At 66.4% G+C, this 16,153-nt stretch carries 11 protein-coding genes; 4 read left to right on the forward strand and 7 right to left on the reverse strand.

The features are described 5' to 3' along the window. The first annotated feature begins 10 nt into the window (after positions 1-10). Positions 11-1,669, forward strand: coding sequence for an N-acetylglucosamine-specific PTS transporter subunit IIBC (gene nagE, locus IB261_RS23350; RefSeq protein ID WP_412548375.1), 1,659 nt, complete (start codon positions 11-13; stop codon positions 1,667-1,669). A gap of 43 nt (positions 1,670-1,712) precedes the next feature. On the opposite strand, the gene IB261_RS23355 is transcribed toward nagE, so the two are convergent. From IB261_RS23355 to purL, 3 genes are all read right to left on the reverse strand, one after another. Further along, a complete protein-coding gene (locus IB261_RS23355; RefSeq protein WP_045210478.1) occupies positions 1,713-2,030 on the reverse strand; it encodes a YqfO family protein in 318 nt (105 codons plus the stop codon). A gap of 183 nt (positions 2,031-2,213) precedes the next feature. Continuing rightward, a complete protein-coding gene (locus tag IB261_RS23360; RefSeq protein WP_192381050.1) occupies positions 2,214-2,474 on the reverse strand; it encodes a CDGSH iron-sulfur domain-containing protein in 261 nt (86 codons plus the stop codon). An 80-nt stretch (positions 2,475-2,554) separates the two neighbouring features. Next, positions 2,555-6,451 carry a phosphoribosylformylglycinamidine synthase gene (gene purL / locus IB261_RS23365; protein WP_192381049.1) on the reverse strand — a complete coding sequence of 1,299 codons (3,897 nt, stop codon included), beginning with the start codon at positions 6,449-6,451 and terminating at the stop codon, positions 2,555-2,557. A gap of 290 nt (positions 6,452-6,741) precedes the next feature. Here purL and mltF point away from each other — a divergent pair, with 290 nt between their 5' ends. After that, the gene (gene mltF / locus IB261_RS23370; RefSeq protein ID WP_138215416.1) at positions 6,742-8,220 is read left to right on the forward strand and encodes a membrane-bound lytic murein transglycosylase MltF; all 1,479 of its coding nucleotides are present in this window, start codon (positions 6,742-6,744) and stop codon (positions 8,218-8,220) included. Positions 8,221-8,371: 151 nt separating this feature from the next. Here the strand turns inward: mltF and tadA are convergent, their stop codons facing one another. The 4 genes from tadA to guaB all read right to left on the reverse strand — a co-directional run bounded on the left by tadA (position 8,372) and on the right by guaB (position 13,670). After that, positions 8,372-8,893 carry a tRNA adenosine(34) deaminase TadA gene (tadA, locus tag IB261_RS23375; RefSeq protein WP_151188076.1) on the reverse strand — a complete coding sequence of 174 codons (522 nt, stop codon included), beginning with the start codon at positions 8,891-8,893 and terminating at the stop codon, positions 8,372-8,374. Beyond that, positions 8,881-10,284: a multicopper oxidase family protein gene (locus IB261_RS23380; RefSeq protein WP_081515930.1), complete on the reverse strand. Its 1,404-nt coding sequence runs from the start codon at positions 10,282-10,284 to the stop codon at positions 8,881-8,883. Before IB261_RS23380 ends, tadA begins: the two co-directional genes overlap by 13 nt. A gap of 256 nt (positions 10,285-10,540) precedes the next feature. Further along, positions 10,541-12,118 carry a glutamine-hydrolyzing GMP synthase gene (gene guaA, locus IB261_RS23385; RefSeq protein WP_151188078.1) on the reverse strand — a complete coding sequence of 526 codons (1,578 nt, stop codon included), beginning with the start codon at positions 12,116-12,118 and terminating at the stop codon, positions 10,541-10,543. A gap of 82 nt (positions 12,119-12,200) precedes the next feature. Next, on the reverse strand, positions 12,201-13,670 hold the full coding sequence (guaB, locus tag IB261_RS23390; RefSeq protein ID WP_081515933.1) for an IMP dehydrogenase: 1,470 nt from the start codon (positions 13,668-13,670) through the stop codon (positions 12,201-12,203). A 148-nt stretch (positions 13,671-13,818) separates the two neighbouring features. On the opposite strand from guaB, the gene xseA reads away from it, so the two are divergent. Together xseA and IB261_RS23400 are read left to right on the forward strand one after the other, a co-directional pair. Next, the gene (gene xseA / locus IB261_RS23395; protein ID WP_192381048.1) at positions 13,819-15,198 is read left to right on the forward strand and encodes an exodeoxyribonuclease VII large subunit; all 1,380 of its coding nucleotides are present in this window, start codon (positions 13,819-13,821) and stop codon (positions 15,196-15,198) included. 6 nt (positions 15,199-15,204) lie between these two features. Further along, the gene (locus IB261_RS23400; protein WP_081515935.1) at positions 15,205-15,960 is read left to right on the forward strand and encodes a M15 family metallopeptidase; all 756 of its coding nucleotides are present in this window, start codon (positions 15,205-15,207) and stop codon (positions 15,958-15,960) included. Positions 15,961-16,153 lie beyond the last annotated feature (193 nt).

Raw genomic sequence — 16,153 nt, forward strand, 5'->3', positions numbered from 1 at the left:
CCGCGCCCTGATGCTGCCGATCGCCATCCTGCCGATCGCCGGCCTGCTGCTGCGCCTGGGCGACACGGACCTGCTGAACATCCTGCTGATCCACGATGCCGGCAATGCGATCTTCGCCAACCTGGCGCTGATCTTCGCGATCGGCATCTCCGTCGGCTTCGCCCGCGACAACAACGGCACCGCCGGCCTGGCGGGCGCCGTGGGCTACCTGGTGATGATGTCGACGCTCAACGCCATCGATCCCGGCATCAACATGGGCGTGCTCTCGGGGATCATCAGCGGCCTGGTGGCCGGCGCGCTGTACAACCGCTTCAAGGACATCGCCCTGCCGCAGTACCTGGCGTTCTTCGGCGGCCGGCGCTTCGTGCCCATCGTCACCGGCCTCGCCGCACTGGGCCTGGGCGTGCTGTTCGGGCTGATCTGGCCGCCCATCCAGCAGGTCATCGACGACCTCGGCAACCTGCTGGTGGGCAGCGGCAGCCTCGGCGCCTTCGCCTTCGGCGTGCTCAACCGCCTGCTGATCGTCACCGGCCTGCACCACATCCTCAACAACCTGATGTGGTTCGTCTTCGGCGCCTTCACCGACCCTGATACCGGCCGGCAGATCACCGGCGACCTCGCCCGCTACTTCGCCGGCGATCCGAAGGGCGGCCAGTTCATGGCCGGCATGTTCCCGGTGATGATGTTCGGCCTGCCGGCGGCGTGCCTGGCGATGTACCGCAACGCCCGCCCGGAGCGACGCAAGCTGGTCGGCGGCCTGCTGCTGTCGATGGCGCTGACCGCCTTCCTCACCGGCGTGACCGAGCCCATCGAGTTCGCCTTCATGTTCCTGGCTCCGCTGCTGTACCTGTTGCACGCGCTGCTGACCGGGCTGTCGATGGCCATCACCGACCTGCTGAACATCCGCCTGGGCTTCACCTTCTCCGGCGGCGCCATCGACCTGGCGCTGGGCTGGGGCAAGTCCACCAACGGCTGGATGCTCTGGCCGCTGGGCCTGTGCTACGCCGCCGCCTACTACTTCGTGTTCGACTTCTGCATCCGGCGCTTCCAGCTGAAGACGCCCGGCCGCGAGGAGATCGACGAGAACACCGACGGCGAGACGGTTTCCAGCCCCTCCGAACAGCGCGCCCCTGCCTTCATCAAAGCGCTGGGCGGTGCCGCCAACCTGGAAGTGGTGGATGCCTGCACCACCCGCCTGCGCCTGAAGCTGACGGACCGCAACAAGGCCTCGGACGCACAGCTCAAGGCGTTGGGCGCCATGGCCGTGGTGCGCCCCGGCAAAGCCGGCAGCCTGCAGGTGGTGGTGGGCCCGGAAGCCGACAGCATCGCCGACGAGATCCGTCGCGCACTGCCGGCAGGCGTCCTGCAGGAGAGTGCAGCCCCATCCATCAGCGAGGATTCGGCCCCGCCGCCGGCGGAGCTCGTCTCGTCCCGGGAAGCTGGCGAATGGCTGCAGGCGCTGGGCGGCCAGGACAACCTGCGCAGTGTGGAGACCGTCGCGCTGACACGCTTGCGGGTGGCGGTGAAGAACGCCGAGCAGTTGCAGCGAGGTCGTCTCGCCGAACTGGGTTGCCAGGGCGTCAGCCAGGTCGCCGAAGGCGTCTATCACCTGTTGGTCGGGGTTCGTGCGGGGGCGCTGGGGCAGTCTTTCGACCGCCTGCGCGGCTGATGGCTGAGCATGAAAAAAGGCGCCTGCGGGCGCCTTTTTTGGGTCAGAAGACCATGTCCGATAGCCGCCAGACCTCGAAGGCCGGCGTCTCGTACGGGTGGGCCTGCTTGAGGGCCTTTACCGAGTCATGGATCAACTCGTCGGCCACCACCATCTCCACCTTCCATTCGGCGACCTGCTCGACGCTGCCGGCCTGGCCGATGTAGGGGTTGCTGCCCTGCAAGGGGCGAAACTGTCCCTGTCCGAGCGCCTGCCAGCAACAGCTGTCATAGGCACCGATGCGTCCTGCACCGGCGGCGAACACCGCTTTCTTGACCGGTTCCAGATGGCTTTCCGGAACGTAGAAACACAGTTTGTACATCGGAGGCTCCGATCGAAACAGGGACACAGCCGTGACAAAGAGCGCCACGGGTGACAAATCCTGCCACAAATAGTGGCACTTTGCCTCTTATGACTTGCAGGTCATCGTGGTAGTTCGACCGTCCGGTTCCGGGCTTGTTCGCCAGGGAACGACTTTGTACGAAATCTGTGACGGACTTCGAGCTCACCGACCGGTGAAGCGCCGCCAGCGCTCTTTCAGACCTGGCGCCGCCGGGGCGTGGGAGCCGTCGCAGAACGGCAACTTCGCCGACAGTCCGCAACAGCACAGCAGCAGATGCCGCTCGCGCCCGACCGTCAGTTCCAGCGAGTCGGTACAACTCGCCGCGGCATCCGGCAGGCTGGCGCACTGCCCGCAGCGGCACAGGTGCAGGATCTGTCCCGGCGTGACTGCGCGAACCTCAGGAAGCCTCTCGTCGTCAGTCAACGCGCCCCTCCTCGATGGCCGGACAAAGAAAAAGGGGAAAGCCGAAGCTTTCCCCTTTCCCGTGTCGCATCAGACCGGACTCAGCCGACCCAGACGCGGGCGTTGCGGAACATGCGCATCCAGCCGCCGTCCTCTTCCCACTCGTCCGGACGCCAGGAGTTCTGCACCGCGCGGAACACACGCTCAGGGTGCGGCATCATGATGGTGACACGGCCGTCACGGCTGGTCAGGCCGGTGATGCCACGCGGCGAGCCGTTCGGGTTGGCCGGATAGCTCTCGGTGACCTTGCCCAGGTTGTCGACGAAACGCAGGGCCACGGTGCCGGACAGATCGGACTCCAGCAGCGCCTCCTCGCTCTCGAACTCCGCATGGCCTTCGCCGTGGGCGATGGCGATCGGCATGCGCGAACCGGCCATGCCCTGCAGGAAGATCGACTGCGATTCCTGTACCTGGACCATCGCCACGCGCGCTTCGAACTGCTCGGAACGGTTGCGCACGAAGTGCGGCCAGAACTCGGTGCCGGGGATCAGCTCGTGCAGGTTGGACATCATCTGGCAACCGTTGCACACGCCGAGGGCGAAGCTGTCCTTGCGCTCGAAGAAGGCCTGGAAGCCATCGCGGGCACGGGCGTTGAACAGGATCGACTTGGCCCAGCCTTCGCCGGCGCCCAGTACGTCGCCGTAGGAGAAGCCGCCGCAGGCCACCAGGCCCTTGAACTGCTCCAGGCTGACGCGACCGGAGAGGATGTCGCTCATGTGCACGTCGACGGCGGCAAAGCCGGCGCGGTCGAAGGCCGCGGCCATTTCCACCTGACCGTTGACGCCCTGCTCGCGCAGGATGGCGATCTGCGGACGCACGCCTTTCTTGATGTAGGGCGCAGCGATGTTGTCGTTGACGTCGAAGCTCAGTTTCACCGACAGGCCGGGATTGTCTTCTTCCAGCAGGCCGTCGAATTCCTGGTCGGCGCAGTCGGCGTTGTCACGCATGCGCTGGATGCGGTAGCTGGTTTCGCTCCAGATGCGCTGCAGGTTGCGGCGCTGGGCATTGAAGACGCGCTCGCCATTGAAGGACAGCTCGATGTCGGCGCCACTGGCCGGCTGGCCGATGACCGCGACGCAGTCTTCCAGGCCGGCGGCGCTGAACTGGGCCAGCACTTCCGGGGTGGCGGCGGAGCGCACCTGAATCACCGCGCCCAGCTCTTCGTTGAACAGGGCGGCAGTCAGCTCGTCACGGCTGTCGGCCAGCGCGTCGAGGTTCAGGTCCAGGCCGCAGTGACCGGCGAAGGCCATTTCGACCACGGTGGCCATCAGGCCGCCATCGGAACGGTCGTGGTAGGCCAGCAGGTGGCCGTCGGCGTTCAGGCCCTGGATCACGGCGAAGAAGGCTTTCAGGTCTTCGGCGTCGTCGACGTCCGGAGCGGCGCGGCCGATCTGGCCGTTGACCTGGGCGAGGATAGAGCCACCCATGCGGTTCTTGCCGCGGCCGAGGTCGATGACGATCAGGTCGCTCTCGCCCTTGTCCAGACGCAGCTGCGGGGTCAGGGTCTTGCGCACGTCATTGACCGGGGCGAAGCCGGAGATGATCAGCGACATCGGCGAGGTGACGCTCTTCTCGGCGTCGCCATCCTGCCAGCGGGTCTTCATGGACATGGAGTCCTTGCCCACCGGGATGGTGATGCCCAGCGCCGGGCACAGCTCCATGCCGACCGCCTTGACGGTGTCGTACAGGCGCGCGTCCTCGCCCGGGTGGCCGGCAGCGGCCATCCAGTTGGCGGAGAGCTTGATCTCGGAAATCTTGTCGATGCTCGCGGCGGCCAGGTTGGTGATGGTCTCGCCGATCGCCATGCGGCCGGAGGCCGGGGCGTCGATCACGGCCAGCGGGGTACGCTCGCCCATGGCCATGGCTTCGCCGGTGTAGACGTCGAAGCTGGTGGCGGTGACGGCGCAATCGGCCACCGGGACCTGCCACGGGCCGACCAGTTGGTCGCGGGCAACCAGGCCGGTGATGGTGCGGTCGCCGATGGTGATCAGGAAGTTCTTGCTGGCCACGGCCGGGTGACGCAGCACGCGCTCGGTGGACTCGGTGAAGTCCAGGCCGGCGGCGGCGAAGTCATCGCCCAGCTCGGCTTCGCGGGTGACCGAACGGTGCATGCGCGGCGGCTTGCCGAGCAGCACTTCGAGCGGCATGTCCACCGGCTTGTTGCCGAAGTGGCTGTCAGCGACGGTCAGCTGCAGCTCTTCGGTGGCTTCGCCGACCACGGCGAACGGGCAGCGCTCGCGCTCGCAGATGGCCTTGAAGGTCTCGAAGTCGGCGGCATCCACCGACATCACGTAGCGTTCCTGCGACTCGTTGCACCAGATTTCCAGCGGGCTCATGCCCGGCTCGTCATTGGGCACGTTGCGCAGTTCGAAGCGGCCGCCACGGCCGCCGTCGTTGATCAGTTCCGGCAGGGCGTTGGAGATGCCGCCCGCGCCCACGTCGTGGATGAACTTGATCGGGTTGTTCTCGCCCATCTGCCAGCAGCGGTCGATGACCTCCTGGCAACGGCGCTCCATTTCCGGGTTCTCGCGCTGCACCGAAGCGAAGTCCAGGTCAGCGGCGGAAGCGCCGGTGGCCATGGAGGAAGCGGCGCCGCCGCCCAGGCCGATCAGCATGGCCGGGCCGCCGAGCACGATCAGCTTGGCGCCGACCGAGATCTCGCCCTTCTGCACGTGGTCTTCGCGGATGTTGCCCAGGCCGCCGGCGATCATGATCGGCTTGTGGTAACCGCGGACTTCCTCACCACGCGGGGTGGCGATGGCCTGCTCGAAGGTACGGAAGTAGCCGGCCAGGTTCGGGCGGCCGAATTCGTTGTTGAACGCGGCGCCGCCCAGCGGGCCTTCGATCATGATGTCCAGCGGGGTGACGATGCGCTCGGGCTTGCCGTAGGGCACTTCCCAGGGCTGCTCGAAACCGGGGATGTTCAGGTTGGAGACGGTGAAGCCGACCAGGCCGGCCTTGGGCTTGGCGCCACGACCGGTTGCGCCTTCGTCGCGGATCTCGCCGCCGGAGCCGGTGGAGGCGCCGGGGAAGGGAGCGATGGCGGTCGGGTGGTTGTGGGTCTCCACCTTCATCAGGATGTGCACCGGCTCTTCGCTGGCGCCGTACTGGCGGGTCTCGGCGTTCGGGTAGAAGCGGCCGGCGACATAGCCCTTCATGACCGCGGCGTTGTCCTTGTAAGCGGACAGCACGCCTTCGCGGTGCATTTCATAGGTGTTCTTGATCATGCCGAACAGGCTCTTGTCCTGAGACTGGCCGTCGATGTCCCAACTGGCGTTGAAGATCTTGTGGCGGCAATGTTCAGAGTTGGCCTGGGCGAACATCATCAGCTCGACGTCGTGCGGGTTGCGGCCCATCTCGACGAAGCTCTTCACCAGGTAGTCGATCTCGTCGTCGGCCAGGGCCAGGCCCAGCTCGAGGTTGGCCTTCTCCAGCGCGGCGCGACCGCCGGCGAGGATGTCGATCACGGTCAGCGGCTTGGGCTGGGCGTGGCTGAACAGGGCCGAAGCCTCTTCCAGTTGGTTCAGCACCAGCTGGGTCATGCGGTCGTGCAGGCGGGCGGCGACGGCTTGCGCGTCGGCCTCGCTCAGCTCGCCGGTGACGTAGTAGGCGATGCCGCGCTCAAGGCGCTCGATCTTCGCCAGGCCGCAGTTGCGGGCGATGTCAGAGGCCTTGCTCGACCAGGGCGAGATGGTGCCGAAGCGCGGGAGAACCAGGAACAGGCGGCCGGCGGGCTCCTGCACGGGAACGCTCGGACCGTATTTCAGCAGGCGCGCCAGGACTTGTTCTTCCTCGGCGTTGAGGGCTCCGGTGACCTCGGCGAAGTGCGCAAACTCGGCATACAGCCCGGTGACGGCGGGCACATGCTGGGTCAGCAGGTCGAGCAGTTTGCCGTGGCGGAAAGCGGAAAGGGCGGGAGCACCGCGCAGGATCAGCATTGTCGGAACAGCCTCTGGAGACGGGGAAGTGTGTGGGGCCGGACGGGCCGGCCCACAGAGGCCGTGCATTCTACCGTAAAGCGCAGCCCGGCGGCAGCTTTCAAGTACCTTCCTTGCCGCTGCTCCGGCGGAAATCGCCATTCATCTTCGAAGGCCTTCGAGCGGCCTAGGAAAAATCCCGGCCCTGCGGCCTTCAGCTTGAAAAATGCCGACGAACGGTGCCCCAGCTAGCAGAGAAGCTTCGAGCTGTCGAGATATGGCGCACAACGGCCTTTGCGTATACTGCCCTGATGCTTGCCCTGACTGTGTCCCGTGTGCGCTGCACCGCCTGGATCTTGGCGACCTGTATCTTTCTGCTGCTTTCCGGCTGTAGCGAGGCGAAAGCCCCGACGGCCCTTGAGCGCGTGCAGAAGGACGGCGTGCTGCGCGTGATCACCCGCAACAGTCCGGCCACCTACTTCCAGGACCGCAACGGCGATACCGGCTTCGAGTACGAGCTGGCCAAGCGCTTCGCCGACAGCCTGGGCGTGCAGCTGCAGATCGAAACCGCCGACAACATCGACGACCTCTATGACCGCATCGGCCGCGACGGCGGACCGAACCTGGCGGCCGCCGGCCTGACGCCGGGCGGCGAGCGCGATACCCAGGTGCGCTACTCGCACTCCTACCTCGACGTCACCCCACAGGTCGTCTACCGCAACGGCGCGCAGCGTCCTACCCGCCCCGACGACCTGGTAGGCAAGCGCATCGTCGTGTTGAAAGGCAGCAGCCATGCCTCGCAGCTGGCCGAACTGAAGAAGCAGTACCCCAAGCTGGAATACCGCGAATCCGACGCCGACGAGATGGTCGACCTGCTGCGCATGGTTGACGTCGGCGAGATCGACCTGACGCTGGTGGATTCCAACGAACTGGCGATGAACCAGGTGTACTTCCCCAATGTGCGCGTCGCCTTCGACCTCGGCGATGCCAAGGGCCTGGCCTGGGCGCTGCCGGCCGGCGATGACAACAGCCTGATCGAGAAGGTCAACGCCTTCCTCGACAAGGCCAAGCAGGACGGCCTGCTGCAACGCCTGAAGGACCGTTACTACGGCCACGTGGACGTCCTGGGCTATGTCGGTGCCTACACCTTCGCCCAGCACCTGCAGCAGCGCCTGCCCAAGTACGAACCGCACTTCCGCCAGAGCGGCACCAAGCTCGAGGCCGACTGGCGCCTGCTGGCCGCCATCGGCTACCAGGAATCCATGTGGCAGCCCGACGCGACCTCCAAGACCGGCGTGCGCGGCCTGATGATGCTGACCAACCGCACCGCCCAGGCCATGGGTGTGGCCAACCGCCTGGACCCGAAGCAGAGCATCCAGGGCGGCAGCAAGTACTACGTGCAGATCAAGGACGAACTGCCCGACAGCATCAAGGACCCGGACCGCATGTGGTTCGCCCTGGCTGCCTACAACATCGGCGGCGCCCACCTGGACGACGCTCGCAAGATGGCCGAGCAGGAAGGCCTGAACCCGAACAAGTGGCTCGACGTAAAGAAGATGCTGCCGCGCCTGGCGCAGAAGCAGTACTACCGCAAGACGCGCTACGGCTACGCGCGCGGCGGGGAGACCGTGCACTTCGTGCAGAACGTGCGCCGCTACTACGACATTCTCACCTGGGTGACCCAGCCACAGATGGAAGGCGGCCAGCTCGCCGAAAGCGGCCTGCACCTGCCGGGCGTGAACAAGACCAAGCCCAACGACGATGACGATGGGCGGGATCAGAAGCTCTGAGCCCAGCGCGGATTGAAATCGGTATTTCCATTGTAGAAGCGGGCCTTGCCCGCGATCGCGAGCATGGCTCGCTCCTACAGGTCAGCTCCGGCGCTTGGCCATTCGTACCGCGACACGGAGATGTTCGCGAGCAAGCTCGCCCCTACGACCTTCAGCTTTTGCTACGCCGCGCCTTGAAGAACGCCGAGAGCATCGCGCTGCACTCCTCCCCCAGCACTCCGCCTTCCACCAGCACCCGGTGGTTCAGGAAGTCCTGCTCGAAGAAGTTACCCCGACTGACCACCACGCCGGACTTCGGCTCGGTGGCACCGAACACCACGCGCTGAATGCGCGAGTGCACCAGCAGGCCGGCGCACATGCTGCAGGGTTCGAGGGTCACGTAGAGCGTACTGCCGGGCAGGCGGTAGTTCTGCGCGGCAGCGGCAGCTTCGCGGATGGCGACCATCTCGGCATGGGCACTGGGATCGTGGGAAGTGATCGGTTGGTTGAAGCCGCGACCGATGACCTGCCCGTCCAGCACCAGCACGGCGCCCACCGGCACTTCGCCCAGCGCCGCGCCCTGCTCGGCCAGCGCCAGGGCCTCGCGCATGAAGGGGATGTCCCGGCTGCGGTCGATGACCGGCGCCAGCCCCTTCACCGTCGGGTGCCCCTTGCTGTTGGTCAGCCGCACCATGCCTCGCCCACCGCGATGGTTCCCATCAGCCCGGTCTCCATGTGATCGATCACGTGGCAGTGGAACATCCACAGGCCGGGGTTATCCGCCACCAGCGCCACGCGTGCCGTCTCATTCTTGCCCAGCAGGTAGGTATCGGTGAAATACGGGATGATCTCCCGACGATCGGAGTCCAGCACCTTGAAAGCCATGCCATGCAGGTGGATCGGGTGCTGGTACTGGGTCATGTTGCGCAGCACGAAGATATAGCTGTTGCCTTCCTTGAGCTTCGCCAGCGGCGGCGAGTTGTGCTTGTGCTCCTCGCCACCCTGCCAGGCCACGCCGTTGATCTGCCACAGCGAAGGCGCCGACTGGCCCTTGGAGTAATCGGACATGGCGCCGACCCACTCGAACTTGAAGTTGATGGTCTCGGCGTTCTTCAGGTCCGGCTCGGCCACCGGGTTGCGCGGCAGCGGGGCCGGCCACTTGGCGGTCGGCGCTTTCGGGTTGGCCACGCCACGGATGGTCGCCAGGCGTACCGGACCATTGCGCAGCGAGAGCTCCGTGCCTTCCGCCGGGCCACGGATGCCCAGCTCCAGGCGCATGCCCGGACCGATCCAGTACTGGTCGTTGGGGCCCCTGCCGAAGTCGCGCGGCTCCACCGGATGGCCATCGATGGCGTAGATCTTCGCCTCGGCGTCCGGCAGGTTGAGGCGGTAGGTCACGGTGTTGTCGACGTTGAGGATGCGCACCCGGACGATCTCGCCGGCCGGCAGCTCGATCACCGGCGTGCGTTCGCCATTGATGGTCGACAGGCGCCCGCGGGTGCCCTCGCGCGCGGCCTCGCGGGGAACGCTGAAGGCGGTGAAGTTGCCCTCTTCGTCCACGTGCCAGGTCTTCAGGTTGAGGATCTTCTCGCTGGTGAACTCGCTCGGCTCGCGCTCGTCGATGATCAGCGGCCCGACCAGGCCACGGCCCAGCTGCTCGCTGCTCATCAGGTGCGGGTGATACCAGTAGCTGCCGGCGTCCGGCGTCTTGAACTGGTAGACGAAGCTCTCGCCCGGCTGCACCGGCGGCTGCGAGATGTAGGGCACGCCGTCCATCTCGATGGGCAGGCGGATGCCGTGCCAGTGGATGGTGGTCGGCTCGTCCAGCTTGTTGGTGAAGCGCACCCGCAGCCAGTCGCCCTGGCGCGCGCGGATTTCCACGCCGGGAGCCTGGCCGCCATAGCCAAGGCCGGGGGTCTTGTGGCCGGGCACCAGCTCCAGGTCGAGCGGCGCGGCGATCAGTTCGTAATCGTGCTCGGCGGCGACTTCCGGGCGCGCCAGCCAGATGCGCGCGCCACCGGCGCCCAGGCCGAGCACGGCCAGGCCGGCGATGCCGCCGAGTACTTGTCTACGGGTAAACGACATGGGTCCAGACTCCTAGAACAAGGGACTTGCGACCCCATCGGCTATCACGGAGGTTGGCGCGTTTCGCGCCTGGCGCCAGGCTCTTGCGGCCGGCTGCACGGTCCTGCCGGCTGAAACGCAAGCAGGAAGCAACTCTGCATGAAGAGGCAAACGCCTCTCATGCGCCAGGTCAAGGGCGGGCATTCCCGCCCTCGCCTGCCGAAGAAAGCGGCGAGATTGCCGCCTTCTGCGTTAAGGAAACGTTAAACGTCTCCGATCATTCCCACTCGATGGTGGCTGGCGGCTTGCTCGATACGTCGTAGGTGACGCGGGAGATGCCTTCGATCTCGTTGATGATGCGGTTCGAGACCTTCTCCAGCAGCTCGTAAGGCAGGTGCGCCCAGCGAGCGGTCATGAAGTCGATGGTTTCCACCGCGCGCAGGGCCACGACCCAGGCGTAGCGACGGCCATCACCGACCACGCCGACGGATTTCACCGGCTGGAACACCACGAAGGCCTGGCTGGTCTTGTGGTACCAGTCGAAGTTGCGCAGCTCTTCGATGAAGATGTGGTCCGCGCGACGCAGCAGGTCGGCGTATTCCTTCTTCACTTCGCCGAGGATGCGCACGCCCAGGCCCGGGCCCGGGAACGGGTGGCGATAGACCATGTCGTAGGGCAGGCCCAGCTCCAGGCCGATCTTGCGGACTTCGTCCTTGAACAGCTCGCGCAGCGGCTCGACCAGTTCGAACTGCATGTCTTCGGGCAGGCCGCCGACGTTGTGGTGCGACTTGATCACGTGGGCCTTGCCAGTCTTGGCGCCGGCCGACTCGATCACGTCGGGGTAGATGGTGCCCTGGGCGAGGAACTTCACGTCCTGCAGCTTGGTGGCTTCCTGATCGAAGACTTCGATGAAGCTGCCACCAATGATCTTGCGCTTCTGCTCCGGATCGCTGACACCAGTCAGGCGGCCGAGGAACAGCTCTTCGGCGTTGGCGCGGATCACCTTGACGCCCATGTTCTCGGCGAACATGGCCATCACCTGGTCACCTTCGTGCAGGCGCAGCAGGCCGTTGTCGACGAAGACGCAGGTCAGCTGGTCGCCGATGGCCTTGTGCAGCAGGGCCGCGACCACCGAGGAGTCGACACCGCCGGACAGGCCGAGCAGCACCTTGGAGTTGCCGACCTGGGCGCGAACGGTGGCGATGGCGTCGTTGACGATGTTGGACGGGGTCCACAGGGCTTCGCAGCCGCAGATGTCCAGCACGAAGCGGGAGAGGATGCGGCCGCCCTGCTTGGTGTGGGTCACTTCCGGGTGGAACTGCACGCCGTAGTAGCCGCGGGCATCGTCGGCCATGGCGGCGATCGGGCAGCTCGGGGTGCTGGCGAGGATGTGGAAGCCGGCCGGGATTTCGGTGACCTTGTCACCGTGGCTCATCCACACGTCGAGGCCGAATACGCCGTCTTCACTGACGCAATCTTCGATACCGTCCAGCAGGCGGGCCTTGCCGACCACGTCGACGCGGGCGTAGCCGAACTCGCGCAGGTCAGAGCCCAGTACCTTGCCGCCCATCTGCTCGGCCATGGTCTGCATGCCGTAGCAGATGCCGAACAGCGGCACCTTCAGGTCGAACACGGCCTGCGGCGCGCGCGGGCTGTTGGCTTCGTGCACCGACTCCGGGCCGCCGGCCAGGATGATGCCGCGCGGGGCGAAGGCGCGAACGTCGTCGTCGCTCATGTCGAACGGATGGATTTCGCAGTACACGCCGATCTCGCGAACGCGGCGGGCGATCAGCTGGGTGTACTGGGAGCCGAAGTCGAGGATCAGGATCCGGTGAGCGTGAATGTCTTGGGCCATGGCCATCTCTCGTAGCGAAATTCTCAAACGACACGGGGCTGTATCAACCAGCCCCGTGTCCGACTCATTTACCGAAGAACCCTCAACCTACGCGGTAGTTCGGGGCTTCCTTGGTGATCTGTACATCGTGGACGTGGGACTCGGCCATGCCGGCGCCGGTGATGCGCACGAACTGCGGCTTGGTGCGCATGTCCTGGATATCGGCGCTGCCGGTGTAGCCCATGGCGGCGCGCAGGCCACCCATCAGCTGGTGGACGATGGCGGTCAACTGGCCTTTGTAGGGCACGCGGCCTTCGATGCCTTCGGGCACCAGCTTCTCGGCGCCAGCGGAGGCGTCCTGGAAGTAGCGGTCGGAGGAACCGGTGGAGCCGGCCATGGCGCCCAGCGAGCCCATGCCACGGTAGGACTTGTAGGAGCGACCCTGGAACAGCTCGATCTCGCCCGGAGCCTCTTCGGTACCGGCGAACATCGAACCCATCATCACGCAGTAGGCGCCAGCCACCATGGCCTTGGCCAGGTCGCCGGAGAAGCGGATGCCGCCGTCGGCGATCAGCGGAACGCCGGTGCCTTCAAGGGCTGCGGCGACGTTGGCGATGGCGGAGATCTGCGGCACGCCGACGCCAGCGACGATACGGGTGGTGCAGATGGAGCCTGGGCCGATACCGACTTTCACGGCGTCGGCGCCGGCGTCAGCCAGTGCCTTGGCGGCTTCGCCGGTGGCGATGTTGCCGCCGATGACCTGTACCTGCGGGAAGGTTTCCTTCACCCAGCGCACGCGGTCGATCACGCCTTTGGAGTGGCCGTGGGCGGTGTCGACGACAACGACGTCAACGCCGGCGGCAACCAGGGCGGAAACGCGCTCGCCAGTGTCGGCGCCGGTGCCGACGGCTGCGCCGACGCGCAAGCGGCCTTCGTCGTCCTTAGAAGCCAGCGGGTAGGTCTTGGCCTTCTCGATGTCACGGAAGGTCACCAGGCCGGTCAGGCGGAACTTCTCGTCGACCACCAGCATCTTCTCGATGCGGTTCTCGTAGAGAGCGGCCTTGATCTCTTCCAGGGCCGTGCCTTCGCGGGCGGTGACCAGCTTTTCCTTCGGGGTCATGATCGCGGACACGCTGTCGCCGACGTTCGGCTTCACGCGCAGGTCGCGACCGGTGACGATACCGACCAGCTCACCCTCTTCCACCACCGGGAAGCCGGAGAAGCCGTATTCGCGGGCGATCTGCAGCAGCTCGATGATCTTGGTCGACGGGGTCACGGTGACCGGGTCGCGAACGATGGCGGTCTCGTGCTTCTTGACCTTGCGGACCTCGGCGGCCTGCTGCTCGATGCTCATGTTCTTGTGGATGATGCCGATGCCGCCTTCCTGGGCCATGGCGATGGCCAGGCGGGCTTCGGTCACGGTATCCATCGCGGCGGACACCAGCGGGATGTTCAGTTCGATGCCACGGGTCAGGCGAGTCTTGAGACTCACGTCCTTGGGCAGGACTTCCGAATAACCTGGAATCAGGAGGACGTCGTCGAAAGTGAGGGCTTCTTGGCTGATGCGCAGCATGGCGGGGGCTCCCGATCGGGAAAAATGGAAGCGCGGCATTATATCTCAGTCAGGGGGTCGGGCTCAACGCAACCGGACGATCTGAATGAAGCCTTTATGAACCTCGCGCGCTGGCCCCTGTCCGCAGGCCCGCTTATCATCCTTCGCCATGCAGAAAGATCCCTTCCAACGGTTGGGCCTCGACCGCGAGGTTCTGACCGTCAGCCAGCTCAACCAGCGCGCCCGCCACTTGCTGGAGGACGTGTTCCCGCAGGTCTGGGTCGAGGGCGAAATCTCCAACCTCGCCCGCCCGGCGTCCGGCCACATGTACTTCACCCTCAAGGACAGCAACGCCCAGGTGCGCTGCGCGCTGTTCCGGCAGAACGCCCTGCGCGTGCGCCAGGCCCTGCGCGACGGTCTCGCGGTGCGGGTGCGCGGCAAGGTTTCGCTGTTCGAAGGGCGTGGCGACTACCAGCTGATCGCCGATGCCGTCGAGCCGGCCGGTGATGGTGCGCTGCGCCTGGCCTTCGAGGCGCTGAAGGAAAAGCTCGCCGCCGAGGGCCTGTTCGCCGCCGAGCGCAAGCAGGAACTGCCCGCGCACCCGCGGCGCATCGGCATCGTCAGCTCGCCCACTGGCGCGGTGATCCGCGACATCATCAGCGTATTCCGCCGCCGCGCGCCACAGGTCGAGCTGACCCTGATCCCCACCGCCGTGCAGGGCCGCGAGGCCATCGGGCAGATCGTCCGAGCCTTGAAGCTGGCCGACGCACAGGGCTTCGATGCGCTGATCCTGGCCCGTGGCGGCGGCTCGCTGGAAGACCTCTGGTGCTTCAACGAGGAACCGGTGGCCCGCGCCATCGCCGATTGCGTGACGCCCATCGTCAGCGCCGTGGGCCATGAGACCGACGTCTCCATCAGCGATTTCGTCGCCGACGTGCGCGCGCCCACGCCCTCGGCCGCCGCCGAGTTGCTGGCGCCCCACAGCGGCGATCTGCAGCAGCGCCTGGACAGCCTGCGCCGCCGGCTGATCCTGCGCATCCAGGACCGCCTGACCCGCGAGCGCCTGCGCCTGGAAGGCACCGCCCGGCGCCTGCGCCACCCCGGCGAACGCCTGCGCCAGCAATCCCAGCGCCTGGATGACCTGGACATGCGCCTGCGCCGCGCCTTCGAGCGCCAATTGCAGATTCGCCACGAGCGCGTCGCACGACTGGACACCCGCCTCGCCGCGCAGCACCCCGGCCGCAACCTGGCCCTGCTGCGCCAGCGCCTGGACAACCTCAGCGCCCGTCTGCCGCGCGCCACCAACGCCATCCTGCGCGAACAGCGCCAGCGCCTCGACAGCCTGATGCAGACGCTGCACATCGTCAGCCCGCTGGCGACCCTCGGCCGTGGCTACAGCATCCTGCTGGACGACAAGGGCCAGGCCATCCGCAGCGCCGCGCAGACGAAGAACGGCCAGCGCCTCAAGGCCAAGCTGGGCGACGGTGAACTGGAAGTGCGGGTGGAGGACAACCACCAGGCCCCCGTCACCCTTTCCCTGCTGGACTGATAGCCGATGACCGACCTGCTCGCGCCGATCCTGCCGCAACCCGATCCGGACTGGGCCGAGGCCTTCCGCGTGCCCATCGTCGAATGCGACCAGCCGCTGCAGGCGCTGGGCATCGCCACCGGCTTCGCGGTGTGGCCGGCCTACCACCGCCTCGGCGTGCCGAACGCGCAGCCGGAATGCTATGCGCGTACCGAAGTCTTCGAGCGCCTGCTGCACGCCGCGAGCCTGCTGCCCGATGGCATCCGTCTGGTGATCCTCGATGCCTGGCGGCCCTTCGCGGTGCAGCAGCACCTGTACGACACGCTCTACGAGATCCTCCGCCAGCACGAGCCGGACGCCGATCCCCGCGAGCTGACCCGGCGCACCCGTGAGTTCGTCGCGCCGCCCAGCACCCGCGCCGAGTCGCCCAGCCCGCACCTCACGGGCGGCGCCATCGATCTGACCCTGTGCGACAGCGAAGGTCGCTGGCTGGACATGGGCAGCCTGTTCGACGAGGCGACGCCGCGCTCCTATACCCGCCATTACGAAGAGATCGCCCAGCCCGACGGAGCCCAGCGCCGTGTGCGCGACAACCGCCGGATGCTGTTCAACGCCATGCTGGCGGCGGGCTTCAGCAACCTCTCCAGCGAGTGGTGGCACTACGACTACGGTGACCAACTGTGGGCCGCGCACCTGGGCAAGCCCCACGCCATCTACGGCCCGGCGCAGGTGCCGTCGCTGGAACAACTGTGGCGCCAGCAGCTCGAAGGCCTGCGTCGCTAGCAGCTGCTTTTGTAGGATGGTGTGGAGCGCAGCGATACCCATCAATGGCGCAGCTGGGTTATCGATGGGTATCGCTGCGCTCCACCCGTCCTACGTTCGTGCTCCTGGATTGGTCTGCTGCACAACTGGATTCCGCTTTCGACAAAATCGCCCCGCCCGGCCGAAAGGCCCGTGTAGACTGCCCGCTTCATCC

Origin of the sequence: Pseudomonas sp. PDM20 (assembly GCF_014852575.3) — a bacterium.
In the GTDB taxonomy this organism is placed as follows: Bacteria; Pseudomonadota; Gammaproteobacteria; order Pseudomonadales; family Pseudomonadaceae; genus Pseudomonas.